Origin of the sequence: Bacillus paralicheniformis (assembly GCF_002993925.1) — a bacterium.
GTDB classification, from domain to species: Bacteria; Bacillota; Bacilli; order Bacillales; family Bacillaceae; genus Bacillus; species Bacillus paralicheniformis.
Window position 1 is genome coordinate 2,880,439 of the sequence record NZ_CP023665.1, and the last position, 13,412, is coordinate 2,893,850.

General features: G+C 44.7%; 10 protein-coding genes. 5 read left to right on the forward strand and 5 right to left on the reverse strand.

Annotation, left to right across the window (positions count from 1 at the left end):
* Positions 1 to 18: 18 nt before the first annotated feature.
* The 5 genes from nikE (at position 19) to CP943_RS14745 (ending at position 5,463) form a co-directional block, all read left to right on the forward strand.
* On the forward strand, positions 19 to 837 hold the full coding sequence (nikE, locus tag CP943_RS14725; RefSeq protein ID WP_105981368.1) for a nickel import ATP-binding protein NikE: 819 nt from the start codon (positions 19 to 21) through the stop codon (positions 835 to 837).
* A 254-nt stretch (positions 838 to 1,091) separates the two neighbouring features.
* Positions 1,092 to 1,922: a MerR family transcriptional regulator gene (locus CP943_RS14730; RefSeq protein WP_023855332.1), complete on the forward strand. Its 831-nt coding sequence runs from the start codon at positions 1,092 to 1,094 to the stop codon at positions 1,920 to 1,922.
* A 60-nt stretch (positions 1,923 to 1,982) separates the two neighbouring features.
* On the forward strand, positions 1,983 to 3,338 hold the full coding sequence (locus CP943_RS14735) for an MATE family efflux transporter (RefSeq protein WP_095290919.1): 1,356 nt from the start codon (positions 1,983 to 1,985) through the stop codon (positions 3,336 to 3,338).
* A gap of 305 nt (positions 3,339 to 3,643) precedes the next feature.
* A complete protein-coding gene (locus tag CP943_RS14740; RefSeq protein WP_105981369.1) occupies positions 3,644 to 4,651 on the forward strand; it encodes a helix-turn-helix transcriptional regulator in 1,008 nt (335 codons plus the stop codon).
* 17 nt (positions 4,652 to 4,668) lie between these two features.
* Positions 4,669 to 5,463: an SDR family NAD(P)-dependent oxidoreductase gene (locus CP943_RS14745; protein ID WP_020452343.1), complete on the forward strand. Its 795-nt coding sequence runs from the start codon at positions 4,669 to 4,671 to the stop codon at positions 5,461 to 5,463.
* Between the two features lie 82 nt (positions 5,464 to 5,545).
* Here the strand turns inward: CP943_RS14745 and CP943_RS14750 are convergent, their stop codons facing one another.
* The 5 genes from CP943_RS14750 to xynB all read right to left on the reverse strand — a co-directional run bounded on the left by CP943_RS14750 (position 5,546) and on the right by xynB (position 13,386).
* Positions 5,546 to 7,330: an acid phosphatase gene (locus CP943_RS14750; protein ID WP_059231432.1), complete on the reverse strand. Its 1,785-nt coding sequence runs from the start codon at positions 7,328 to 7,330 to the stop codon at positions 5,546 to 5,548.
* 262 nt (positions 7,331 to 7,592) lie between these two features.
* The gene (locus tag CP943_RS14755; RefSeq protein ID WP_105981110.1) at positions 7,593 to 8,420 is read right to left on the reverse strand and encodes an alpha/beta hydrolase; all 828 of its coding nucleotides are present in this window, start codon (positions 8,418 to 8,420) and stop codon (positions 7,593 to 7,595) included.
* A gap of 405 nt (positions 8,421 to 8,825) precedes the next feature.
* The gene (locus tag CP943_RS14760) at positions 8,826 to 10,061 is read right to left on the reverse strand and encodes a cytochrome P450 family protein (protein ID WP_020452346.1); all 1,236 of its coding nucleotides are present in this window, start codon (positions 10,059 to 10,061) and stop codon (positions 8,826 to 8,828) included.
* A 444-nt stretch (positions 10,062 to 10,505) separates the two neighbouring features.
* Positions 10,506 to 11,393 (reverse strand): sulfite exporter TauE/SafE family protein, encoded by an 888-nt coding sequence (locus CP943_RS14765; RefSeq protein WP_020452347.1) that lies wholly within the window; start codon positions 11,391 to 11,393, stop codon positions 10,506 to 10,508.
* A 391-nt stretch (positions 11,394 to 11,784) separates the two neighbouring features.
* Positions 11,785 to 13,386, reverse strand: coding sequence for a xylan 1,4-beta-xylosidase (gene xynB / locus CP943_RS14770; protein WP_020452348.1), 1,602 nt, complete (start codon positions 13,384 to 13,386; stop codon positions 11,785 to 11,787).
* Between the last annotated feature and the right edge of the window lie 26 nt (positions 13,387 to 13,412).

Genomic DNA, 13,412 nt, shown 5'->3' on the forward strand with positions numbered 1-13,412 from the left:
TTGATATGGGGTGAACAAGTGAGTTTATTACAAGTGAAAGACGTCACTCATCATTATACGGCGCGCAAATTGTTCAAATGGAAAGCTCCATCGAAACAAGTCCTTTCCAATGTCAGCTTTTCAATTGAAGAAGGCGCATGTCTGGGCATGTTTGGACCAAGCGGAGCCGGGAAAAGCACATTGGGAAAAGTGATGCTCGGTTTGGAACGGCCGCAATCAGGCCAAATATTTTTTCAAGGTCATGATCTATATAAAGCCGAGCAATCCATCCGGCGGAAAATCCGCCGCGACCTTCAAGCTGTTTTTCAAGACTCATATTCTTCCGTCAACCCGCGAATGACGGCGGAACAAATCATAGCAGAACCGCTGGAAAACTATGAAAGGCTCACAATCGCCGAGCAAAAACGGACCATTATCGAGCTGTTGGAAAGAGTAGGCTTAACTGAAGAGGATTTAACAAAATATCCGCATCAATTCAGCGGCGGCCAATTGCAGCGAATTAATATTGCAAGAGCAGTCTCGCTCAAGCCGAAGCTGATCGTATTGGACGAGTCTGTCAGCAGCCTGGACATGGTAACCCAAACGCTTATATTGGATTTATTAAAAGAGCTCAAAAACGATTTTGGAATGTCGTATTTCTTTATAACGCATGATTTAAAAGCCGCCTATCAATTAAGTGATACACTAGGTATTTTAGATCACGGCCAATTGACCGGGCTTTACGAGAAAGATCGGTTTTTAAAGTCAGATCACCCGGTTGTAAAAGAAATGAAGCGTTCCATACTGGCAGAGCATCCGCGATTTCGTTCGATCGGAACAAGAGCGCTTCAGCAATAAACTTGCCGGGACCAATTCAAACCTTTTCTCTGAAATGAGCTTCTTTAATTCACGTTTGTGAAAAATAAATGAGGGCTTCCAATCATGAAGCCCTCATTTATTTTTGAAAATCTATCATTTGGCGTAATGCCCCTTTTAGAGGCTGCGGTTCCTTGTTGACCAGGCATGCATTTTCACCTAATGTCAATAGTAGGCTTAAGATATACATCCGATAACCCTAAAAAAAGTTCACATACCAACAAATGAGGTGAAAAATGGTGAATAATCGATTCCGCGTGGGAGAAGTAGCACGGCTTTTCAAGCTGCCCGCATCGACTCTGCGTTACTATGATGAAATCGGACTGTTCAAGCCAAAGTATACTGACCCTGAAACATCCTATCGATATTATGGTGTTGAACAATTTCAGGTTCTGGATACCATTATTTTTTTAAGGAAAAATGGATTTTCGTTAAAAGACATTCAGCATCAGTTAGATAAAAGGACTCCGGAAACGACGATGGATATTTTGAAGAAGAAGCTTGAGGAAGTGAGGATGGAAATTTGCCGGCTCCAACGCAGTGCGGCGAGGATCGAAAACAAAATTTCCACAATCGAAGAAGGAATAAAACTTGCCGGTCATCCTGCTTTAACATTTCAGTATTTCCCAAAACGGCCTGTTTCCTATCTGTATTTTGACAAACCTGTTGATCTGATAGAGGAAGGCGACGACATCTATTTAAAGGATAGAGAAACGCTTTCGAGCCAGTCGATCGAGAATAACGGCTTCTTCACCGGAGACATCGGAACGATCGTGGATATGGAAAGCTTGAAGCAAGAAGGACCTGTAAAATACATCGGCTTATTTGAATTGCTGCACGGCGAAAACAGCAATGAATATTTAAACGAAGGTTTGTATGCAAGCTATCCTCATATTGGCCCCTACGAGGACATGAGAAAAAGTTATCAGCTTGTTTTACGTCAGCTGAAAGAGGAAGGATATAAACTTGAAGGAATCCCCGTTGAGATTTCCGTTCTTGATGAGGCTGTCATCAAGGAGTCCGATCATTTTGTCACTTTAATCCAAATTCCGGTGACAAAGTTTTGATTGACCTTCAAGTAACTTGAAGGTTTAGAATACTCCTGTAGCTCATTATAGGAGGAATACATGATGACAGAAACACATCAGCAGCTAATGAAATTACCAGTTAATCAAGTGTTTTTTAAATATTTCATCCCTGCAACGCTTGGATTACTCTTGATGTCAGCGAATATTTTAATTGATGGCCTATTCGTTGGAAATGGGATTGGAACCGCAGCACTGGCTGGAGTGAACCTTTCCTATCCGGTCATTTCTTTGATTATGGCCATCGCTCTGTGGGTTGGGATAGGCGGAGCAACGAAGTACTCTATCAGCATCGGGGAGAATCGTCCACAAAAGGCAAGCAGCGTTTTTTCTCTGGCTCTCTTCTCTACACTAATCATCAGTGCGCTTTTAGGGGTGTTCGGGCTTTTTAATATTCAAGCCATTTCCCTATGGCTTGGCGCTAACTCCGACACCTCTTCTTACGTCATAGAGTACTTAAACGTCATGTTTTTATTCGGCTGGGTCATCGCATTAGAACAGGTCTTAAGTATTTTTGTAAGGAATGACGGCAGTCCAAAGCTTTCGATGATAGCTCTTGCAACAACATCGATTGTGAATATCATTCTGAATTTTTATACAATCATGATTTTGAACATGGGGGTAACAGGTGCTGCGATTTCAACGGTGCTTGGCGGATTCGCCGGACTGCTTGTATTATCCCTGCACTTCTTTAACCGTCAAGCGCAACTGAGAAAGCTGGCGTTTCAGTGGTCCCGGAAATCCCTTCTGCACATCTTTGCCATCGGGTTTCCAAGTTTTCTGGCGGAGGCCGGGCTCCTCATATTTGTAACAGGGTATAACCTGGCGATGTCCGGACTGGCAGGCACGGGAGGAGTCGCTGCCTTCTCGGTCATCAACTACCTTCACGGGTTTATGTTCCTGTCCTTCTTCGGCATTGAAATGGCGCTTCAGCCAATGATCAGCTATTATCATGGTGCTGAAGAAAGCGAACGAATCAAAAGCAGCATGAAGATTGGGGAGAAGACCGCTGTTATCCTGGGAATTCTTTTGCTCGTTATCGGTTGGGTGGCTGCACCGTTCCTTGTAGGTTTATTCGGAATAGAATCAACCGAAATCCAGGAGCTGGCCATCGATGGAATCCGCCTATTTTTTATCGGGTATATCTTCCTTGGCTATAACTTTGTCTATATGAGTTACTTTCAATCCATTGGCCGGGCCGGCTCATCGGCTTTGATCATCATATTGCGAAGCTTCGTGTCCCTTCTCATCCTGCTTTGGATTTTGCCTAAGTTTATTGGCGTCACGGGAGTTTGGCTATCCTTGCCGCTTTCCGAGTTTTTTGTCGCCGCCCTCCTCTTTTTCATGACGAGAAAACATGTGATGAAAACAGGAAATCCCGTGTTTGGCAAGGGATGATTTTACAGCCGGGAGTTTCCTCCCGGCTTGTTTCCTATATCTAAGGACTGCATACATCAATTGAAGATTCAAACAATAATACTTGTCCCTCCTATTTGAAGGTAATGATAGAATACAGGCGCCTGCCTGTCACAGTCTTCGTACGCTAACACGTTCGGCGTAATCGGCAAGTTAAATGTCGTCCTTTGCTAGTTACAGTCCGACAATGGATAGGTAAAGTTATAACTGTCCCGCCAATAAGGCAGGATGGAATGACGACCAAGTGAGCGAAGGTGCAGAAAGTTAAAGGAGTGCTCATACGTATGATGTCTCATAATCGAATTAAATTCCCGGCAGGGTTTTGGGCGGGATTGCGTCACTTAGGAATTAACGCCTCTGACGTGCTCCGAAAAGCCCAGCTGCCGCTCACCATGATGACTGAACCAGTTGTCACCGCCGCCCAATACCTCGCGATCTGGCAGGCGTATTCCGATCTCGTTGATGATGTTTCCAAAGGAATCATCAAGCTTGCGACCGGCTTTGAGCCGGCACATTACCCTCCAGCCGTATTAGCGGCTTACCATGCTCGTGACTACCGCGACGCGCTAAAGCGAATGGCCCGCTATAAACAATTGTGCCCTCCCGAAAGCTTGCGTATCACCGAGGAAAGTGAGCACTGCACAATCGAACTGGAATGGTTGGATGATAAGCAACCCGGTCCGCCGCTCTTGATTGGCATTACACTGGCATTTCTTCTGGAACTCGGGCGCCGGGGTACAGATCAGCCGTTGACAGCGAAGTCGGTCGAGTTTGCACACCCAATGGGCGACATGCAGGCGCTTGAAGCATACTTCGGCTGCCGTATCCGGAGCGGTGCAGATCGGAATCGGCTGACGCTGCATCGAGGAGATCTGGACCGCCCCTTTGTCTCGTATAATGCAGAGTTGCTGGAGATTCTGACTCCCGTGCTGGATCAATCGTTGAATGATCAGCAAAATAGCCTTTCAATCACTGAAGTGGTCAAGTGGATCATGAAACGCACGCTCACAGGAGGGCACCCAGACATTCAGACTGTCGCGGGCGAATTGGGAATGAGCGGCCGCACCTTGCAGCGCCGGCTTACTGATGAAGGCACTAGCTTCAAACAGCTGTTGATCCAAGTCAGACATGAGCAGGCGCGGGAGTACTTGGCAGACCCTTCGCTCGATATTAAAGAAGTGGCCTTTCTGATCGGATATGAAGATCAGAACTCGTTCTACCGAGCCTTCCGCCTCTGGGAAGGCGAGACACCTTCTAATTGGCGTAAGCAAACCCGGCTGAATGGACTTAACTAGAATAGGAGAAATGTTTGATGGATATGGGATTAAAGAACAAAACAGCTTTAGTTACAGGATCGACGAAAGGGATAGGAAAAGCCATCGCTATTGAACTTGCCAAAGAAGGTGTTCATGTCCTCATTAACGGACGAAATGAGGAAGAGGCAGAACGAACAGTCAATGAAATAAAATCAGCTTTTCCTGCCACCTCTCCCCAAAACGCCGCGGCTGACATCGTGGATATTAGGCAAAGGGAAGCTTTATTTAAAAAATACCCTCAAATCGATATTTTAATAAACAATATGGGCATTTATGAAATCATGGAATATGAGGACGTTGACGATGAAATATGGGAAAAATACTTCCGCACCAACGTTCTGGCTGCAAACGGTTTAACTAAATTTTATTTGCCTAAAATGCTGAAAAGTGATTTTGGCCGCATCATCTTTATTGCAAGTGAAGAAGCGATGATGCCTTCAGGACAGATGCCTCAGTATTGTATGACAAAATCAATGCTATTATCATTGTCAAAAAGCTTATCAAAATTAACAATCGGAACAGAAGTGACAGTTAATACGATCATGCCGGGGCCGACGCTCTCTGAGAATGTGAAGCAAATCATTGAGGGAATGTACCCTGATGAAGGAATGACTTTTTCAGAAAAAGAGAAGAAATTTATGACCACAAACCTGCCTCAATCCGAAATACAGCGATTTATCAAACCTATTGAAATCGGCAGACTGGCGGCATTTGTATGCAGTCCTTATGCATCCGCATTTAAAGGGTCTCCGATCCGTATGGACGGAGGAATGGTGCCGACTATTTTTTAAGATCTCCTGTTCAAAATAGACTTCGTCAAAACGAAAAACAAGCTGGCGACAGTAAGCGTCAGCTTGCAGCTTTTGATGAAGATCAGCTTCTCCCCTTTTGATCAACTTTCAACTGAATACTGTTGGACTTATAGATGATCTTCACTTTATATTTGCTTGGCAATCCTCTGGTTTCGACGGAAGAAAATGAGCCATGACGCTTGCGGAAGGTTATGACCGCCGATCCATCAGCCGGAATGTAATTGTCTATAAAATTGAGACGTAATGTCCCCTTTAATCTTGCTTTTCCTTTAATTTTCAACTGATCTTTTTTTCCGCTGAGATGAAGTTCAAGTATTCCTTCAGCAGATTGTTTGTAGTCTCCCCCGATCATCAGTTTTCCCGGCACATCTTCCCTAAGGGTGCCCCTTCCCAGTGAAACATCACCTCTCCCGAAAGCTGTCTCCGAACCGCCCTCAAGCGTCCCTTGATCAATCCGTGTACCGCCGGAATATGTATTTTTCCCTTCCAGCTTCAAAGTGCCTGTCCCCTTTTTGGTCAGCTTTCCAGCGCCGGAGATGTCGTTGCGCCAGCGATCCGTTGCTTGGAAGCCGCCTTTGGCAGCATCCATCTTCACGGTAACATCTTTGGTAAAAGCACCATACCCATCTGCGGCGGAAAAGAGATTAAGCCTTCCCCATCCTTCCGCATCATCAAGAACAGGATAGCCGGCCGGAAGACCGGTAGTTGCTAAAATCAAACGGCGCTGCTTTTTGTCAAGGTAAGGAAAACGCGTTTCCAGCAGGACTTCGGCTCCCTTTGGAACTGCCATTGGTTTAGCGGTTGTCTTCATTTGACGAAATCCATATGTCAATCGTTCCGTATATTGTTTTTTATTCGTTTCATAATCGCTGTATCTGTCTTCGCCTGTCCCGGTTTGCGTTAATAGTTTACGATGAGCTTCATCATAAGCGGCTTTCTTCAATCTTTCATTGTCGGGATCAGACAGAATCGCAGCTGACAACGCTGTTGCCATGACCCTTCCCCCCATGACGTCCAGCGGGGAATGCATACCGGCAACAATCCGGTTATGACCGAGTTCAGAAGCGCGAGTCAGCAGCTCCTGATAACGCTCTGGTATCGCATAGGCCATGGCAAAAGCGCTGAGATATGCGGCGTTCGTATGTCCGCTTGGAAAACCTCCGTCTTTGTTCGGATCAGGATTGATGACGGGAATAAGCGTTGGAACAATGATCGAATTGTCTTTCCAGCGAAACGGACGGGGATAATTGAAATAGCCTTTAGCCGGATTCGATGAAGAATAGTTGCCGCGTAAAGTATTGACCAAGCTCACGACATGTCCAAGTTCCGAACTGGTGCTGCCTGAATTGGTTCCTTCATCATGATATTTTTTTATCGAGGCATCTGCCGGGATGCTGATGATCGTTGTCGTCGCTCCCGCGTTCATTCGATAGACGTCAGCAAGCTTCCCGAGGCCGTCAATAACACTGTAGCTCTGGCCCCTCCGATCATCAAAATATGCAGCATTTTCCTCAAACATCGTGCGGTGTTCAGTAATATCCACGACTTTTTGGATGTTGGCATCCAACACTCTTCTGTTCAGTTTAGTACCGGTATTCCACGTCTTTCCGGGGATCCAAAGTTTATTAAATTCGGAAAGCACCCCGATGACTGGATTGGATTCCACCGTCATATTAGCAGAGATATTATTTTTGTAATGATCTACGAAAAATCCGGAAGACTGCGGCGAAGCTGCAGTTGTTGGTTTAGTTGCCGCGCTCGCATCGCCTACAACCAGAGAACTTAGAAGAAGTGCCAAAGAACAGACAGCTATCAGTAAATGCTTCCTCATCCTTAATCGTTTCATTCTCACATCATATCCCCCTTGCTCTTAATCTCCCAACCATCAAGTTCTATATGATCGTATCGTAAATTTGTTAAATCAAATGGCTTGATTTTATTAATGTTTTGTTTAAATTTTGGGATTTTGCAGATTGATGCATTATGAGTGAGGAGGGTAACAAGGGGTGAGAAAGGCCGGATTTAAAATTCAGGCCTTTCTCTGCTAGTTTAACAGCTGTTTATACATTTTCATCCAGTGCATAGGAGGCTAAATCGGCCTGTTTAGTCTATTTATTTTCCTTCTCTAAAAACGCCATAACCGCTTTTGTCAGATTCTGTGCTTCTGCCGGCGCATCCGGTGAGCCGAACATCTTATTTAAATCACTGTGAGATAAGCTGTTGACCCGATACACAAAATCCGTTGCTTTCGCTTTGTTTACGGTTTCCGCGAATTTGTAGACGGCGGGGTCTTCCCAGCGGGTCACAAGATAGGCAGGCGGCAATTTTGAGTTGTTGATGTAGGAAAGCGGCGATGCTTCTGTCCACACCTTTTCGTCTGTGCCGAACACTTTTTTATAAGACGGGATCGCTTCGATGAATCGTTTCATATCCAAGGGTCCATCTAAAACCACAATCGAATTGAGCGAGGCCGGTGTGAGGCCGACACGATTTAAATATGCCGGATTTGCGGCAATTAAGGCGGCCAAGTGCCCTCCTGCCGAATGTCCCATAACATTGATTTTTGACGGATCGATTTGATATTCATCAGCATGATCCATCACCCATTTAACGGCCTTAGCCGCATCATCAGCCATCTCTTCATACTGAACATCGGGATGAAGCCGATAGTTGACAGATACGAAAACATAGCCGTTTTCCGTGAACAATGCCGGCTTCGAAGCAGCCCTGCTTTTGTCGCCGCTTGTCCACCCTCCACCGTGAAGATAGATGAGAACAGGATGTTTTTCACCCTCGTTTGTTTGCGGTGTATAAATATCCAATGTTTGTCTGTCGTCTTTTGCGTAATGAACATTTTCAGCATTCTTGTTGGAAGTACAGGCGATCAAGCCAATACACAGAATCGCCACCCCTGTCCATTTGATGAATCCTCTCAAGTTTAAAAACACCTTTCTTCTTTAGCCAGTATATTTTAAAACGTCTCACGGAACATTCCGGGAATGCTCATCTGTTAATCAGTTTTAAGGCGGCGAAACATTAGCATATGTTTCTAATTATAAACAGAAACAAGAAACTTACAAATTTTAAAATCAATAAGAAAAGTTAAAGCTGTTGTGCAGTAAACTTGCGAGGAAAATATGAGAGGAGGCATTCGTGAAAGCGAACATGAATAACAATAGACGATTAAGCCGGCAAGAGGAGTACTCCCCGTCATATCGGGGAGTACGATTTTTATGAACCTTGTAATAGATGAATGTCTCATAATCTGATGTTCTATTTTCAAGATGAAAACATCCCATGCTTTTTCTTCGGCCGAAATGACAGATCGCAAATCCAATCATTTAAAAAGATAATGGCAGTTCATCTAAAGCTCTCATCAGAAAATTGCCTTTCCATTTGATCTGCTCCCTTTCGCCTTTGATCTCTATATGTTCAAAGCGGCGCAGCAAGGTTTGAATGGCAATTTTGGCCTCCAATCGGGCAAGCGGTGCGCCCAGGCAAAAATGGCTGCCATAGCCAAAGGCAAGGTGGCGGTTATCCTTTCTTTCAATATTAAAGCGGTCGGCATTCGGGAAGACCGTGTCATCGCGGTTGGCCGAGGCTAATGAAATGATGATCACATCTTTTCTCTTCATCTCCTGCCCGTGCAATGTAAACGGTTCGGCCGCCCAGCGCAGAGTGGTCAATTCCACGGGGCTGTGAAATCTGAGCGCCTCTTCAATGGCTGAGTCGATTAAATCTGCGTTTTGATGAAGCTTTTCCAGTTGCTCAGGGTGGTTCAGCAAGGCAAAGGTCATATTGGTTATTAAGTTTACCGTTGTCTCATGTCCTGCAACGATAAGGAGCATAATTGTCGAATACAGCTCTTCTATGCTTAATGTCGTTCCTTCGCTTTCTGCCTGAATTAATGCACTGACTAAATCCTCAGCCGGCTCGTCCCTTTTTTTGCAAACCAAATATTCCAGGTATTCAGCAAACTCGCCTATTTTATGCTTGTATTCCTCCAGGCTTTCGGGCGTGTCAGAAAAATCAATAACCGCCTGGGACCAAACTCTGAATTTTTGCCGATCTTCAAGCGGAATACCAAGCATCTCGCTGATGACAATGATCGGCAGCGGGAAAGCGAAGTCGTCTACAAGATTCATGGAATGATTCGGTTCTGCTTGATCCAATAAAGAATCAGCGATTTTTTGGATTCTGTTCTCGAGCTGTAAAACCATCCGGGGAGTAAATGCTTTCTGTACAAGAGACCGCAAACGGCCGTGGTCGGGGGGATCTGAGTTGAGCATATGCTTTGATAAAGGTTCTTCATTTTCCAGAGCGGAGAAGTTCTCTAATTCTTCTTCAGTAAACACATTTTCGTAATTTTTCTTCATTCTTGCATCCTTTAATATATGGACCGCATCCTCGTACCTCGTAATGAGCCAGCCTTCGCCCAGATCCCCCATCGATACGGGATAGACAGGACGGGAAGCGCGTAATCGCTTGTAAAATTCGTACGCTTCATCTTTAAATGCCGCAGAAGACAATTCTCTCTCAGTTAATATGGCGAAGCTCTCCTCTTGTTTTGAAGACATACATCCTACCTCCATCTCTATTTTTGTAAATAACAGCCTGCACCGGAATGATAAACCGCGATAGTGCGTTAGGCTATTCACATCCACTCATTCACAAATATTATAATTCCAGGAAAACCCGCATTCAATCGGCAATCAAGCTGGAGATGTTCATTAATAAACACCTTCCGCATTCATTGTTTAGAAATGAGACGGGGAATGCAAAAAGAGGCATGAAAACAAGTTGAGACCGGCGCTATGCCGATCTCGCTATAAGTAAATTTAAAAATAAAAAGTCCTCTTAGTTTACAGTTCCTTTTCAAGGAACGGCAGTCTAACAGGAGCCCTTCGGTTGTCCGATCGGAATGTATTCGTTTGTTGACGGCCTGAAGTTCTTCCCTTCTCTTGCTTATCGACTTCCGCATCTTTTTTAAAACGCTCATGATATCTGAAGCCGTCGCAAGATTATTGATTTAATGCTTGAGCAGTTTGATCACTTGTTCTTATTTTTACAACAATATATACAATAGCTGATATCCAAACTGCGATGATTCCAATATAAATAGCCGGATATAATGCTGTTTGATTGATCCACGAATGGACAAGCGTTCTTGTGTTGACGAGAATGATCAGTCCGCCGACCAGAACGCCCATTAATCGGGCATGCACCTTCTGCACCAGCCAGGCGGCAATCGGAGCCGCAATAATTCCGCCAATCATCAATGCACCAACCCACAGCCAATTGACTTCTTCCCAGCCGAGAGAAATGAAAAATCCTAACGTTGCCGAAACGGCAATAGCAAACTCGCTTGTGTCAACAGTACCCACTACTTTTCTCGCACTGACGCCTTTTTTGGATAACAAAACTGGAGTGGCAATCGGCCCCCAGCCTCCCCCTCCGGTTGCATCAGCAAAACCCGCGATTAATCCCAGGGGAACGGCTTTTTTTCTCGAAAGGCTGATACCGCTTTTTTGCTCTCCTATTTTAAACATGAATAGAAATCGAGTGAGCACATACACGCCGAGGACAAGCAGAAATATTGAAATATAAGGTTTCGCAAGCTCGCCCGGAATGTTGCTTAAAAAGGAAGCGCCGAGAAATGCCCCGAGTGATCCCGGGATGACGAGTCGTTTGACCGTTTGTTTATCAACGTTTCCAAACTTTATATGCGACACACCGGATGCCGCGGTTGTGACGACTTCCGCCAGGTGAACGGATGCTGACGCAACCGCCGGTGCGATGCCGAAGGCAAGCAGCAATGACGACGATGTCACCCCGTACGCCATCCCTAAGGCGCCATCTATCAGCTGCGCAAATAATCCTATCAAGACAAACACAATCAGCTTTTTCATGTTGGCCTCCCACTTCAATTGGTTTATTTTTATTGTTAAATATAATCTATACTATACCTACCTGTAAAGTGGGAATTTGAAAAATATAAATTTTTTGTATTTTTCATCGACACCAGCAAAAAAGAGCATATGCATGCAAAATGAGCGCCTATCCCCCGGTCTTTTGTCTTATGGATGTTCATTAATGAACACCTTCTGTAATCATTGTTTAGTAATGAAGTTTAATTTGAAAGGTTCATAATGCATCTGCTCCTTTTGCGTTTCACTTACCCCAAAGCGAGCGAGGATGACAACTTTTAAATTAACCGAGGAAGGAAAGAGGCATTAAAATGGGAAGGGAAGAAAACAAATTTGAACCGCTCCCGATTGTCGGGAGCGGTATTTTGTTGACTCATAGCTCTTTGTACATAAAGTAATCAAAATCGGCATGTTGATGTGCTCCGCTTGTATCTTGGCATTGCATTCCCACAAAAGCTCCGGTGAAGAATCCTCCTCCGCGCACATAATCATCTGACAGTTTTTTAGATTCCAACGGGATCTCAATTTTATACCAGTCTTTTTTATTAAAAGAATAGGAGTAATAATATGTTTCCCATTCGACATTTACTCTTAAATAAACATATTGTATGTCCCGCGGGATGACAATTTTGTCTTTTATCGGCTGTGAGAATGTAAAATTATCGCATATCGTTACATCCAAAATGCGCCCAAGGTCTTCATCATAAGTCACTTGAAGAGCCGTCCAGTTTTCGGTGTTGTAGTAATTCACGAGTCCCGCGGCTTGCTGAAAGGTCTCCGGGTTGAAATCAACAGCAGTCTCCGCTGTAAAACGGAGGCTTTGCCAACGCCTGGCTACAAACGCCTGGGTAAATGTGGAGGTTAGTGATTCACGTCCATATAAACGTAAATGATTCGGCCTTTCAGTCAATGATCCTAATTCTTTCGTAAAGGGAATCCGCAATGTCTGAAAGTTCATATTTAATGTCCGATCAGCAAATTGATCGACTTCCTGATAGGTCGATGGAAATTTTGTTTCAGATATGCGGGGCGCTTCCACCTCCACCCTCCCCTCTTTTCCGCCTGCCACATAAGGCCAGCCGTCTTTCCACTCTAATTTTTGAATCGCGGTTTCTCTTCCCAAAGGACAATATCCTCTTTGGTGAATAACCGAGTCATCAGCAGGATGAATAGGACGCCCGGTTAAGTGAGCTAAATACCACTCACCTGTATGCGTTTCCACAATTGATGCATGTCCGCATTTCTGCAACGGATTCCGAGGTTCGTGCCAAGACGTTAAAATTGGATTGTCGGGGTGAATCTCATATGGTCCTTCGATATGTTTTGAACGGGCAATTGTGGCGGCATGCTCGTAACGGGTCCCGCCTTCCGCTGTCAACAAATAGTAATAATCCCCGATATGATAAAGGTGCGGCGCTTCAGTCAGTTTAATATCTGTGCCTTCAAAAATGATTTTCGGTTGATGGATAAGCCTTTTTTCGCGCACGGAAAATTCCTGCATCACAATGCCTCCGAATGAATGGCGGCCGATCCGGTGATCCCACAGCATATTTAACAAATATTTTCTTCCGTCGACATCATGGAACAATGAAGCATCGAAGCCGGAACTATTTAGTTGAATCGGCTCCCCCCAATCTCCATCGACGGTTTCGCAAGTAACTAAATAGTTATGACAGTCTTTCCAGGCTCCATCCACAACTTTTACATCTGTATATATAAGCCAAAACTTTCCTTCACTGTAACTTAGACAAGGCGCCCATACACCGCCTGAGTCGGGATTCCCTTTCATATCCAATTGTGAAACCCTCTGCAACGGATGTGCAATTAAACGCCAATTCACCAAATCTTTTGAATGATGGATTTGCACTCCTGGAAACCATTCGAAGGTGGATACTGCGATATAATAATCTTCCCCTACTCTACATATGGATGGATCCGGGTTGAAACCTTTAAGCACCGGATTGATAATTTTCATCTTCATTCCTCCTCACGGTTGTCTTT

Bases quoted from the DNA above. Each gene is read 5' to 3' on its own strand.
- CP943_RS14750 (WP_059231432.1), bottom strand. From the start codon at position 7,330: ATGAAACGATTAAGGATGAGGAAGCATTTACTGATAGCTGTCTGTTCT.
- xynB (WP_020452348.1), bottom strand. From the start codon at position 13,386: ATGAAAATTATCAATCCGGTGCTTAAAGGTTTCAACCCGGATCCATCC.
- CP943_RS14735 (WP_095290919.1), top strand. From the start codon at position 1,983: ATGATGACAGAAACACATCAGCAGCTAATGAAATTACCAGTTAATCAA.
- CP943_RS14740 (WP_105981369.1), top strand. From the start codon at position 3,644: ATGTCTCATAATCGAATTAAATTCCCGGCAGGGTTTTGGGCGGGATTG.
- CP943_RS14760 (WP_020452346.1), bottom strand. From the start codon at position 10,061: ATGTCTTCAAAACAAGAGGAGAGCTTCGCCATATTAACTGAGAGAGAA.
- CP943_RS14730 (WP_023855332.1), top strand. From the start codon at position 1,092: ATGGTGAATAATCGATTCCGCGTGGGAGAAGTAGCACGGCTTTTCAAG.
- CP943_RS14765 (WP_020452347.1), bottom strand. From the start codon at position 11,393: ATGAAAAAGCTGATTGTGTTTGTCTTGATAGGATTATTTGCGCAGCTG.
- CP943_RS14745 (WP_020452343.1), top strand. From the start codon at position 4,669: ATGGATATGGGATTAAAGAACAAAACAGCTTTAGTTACAGGATCGACG.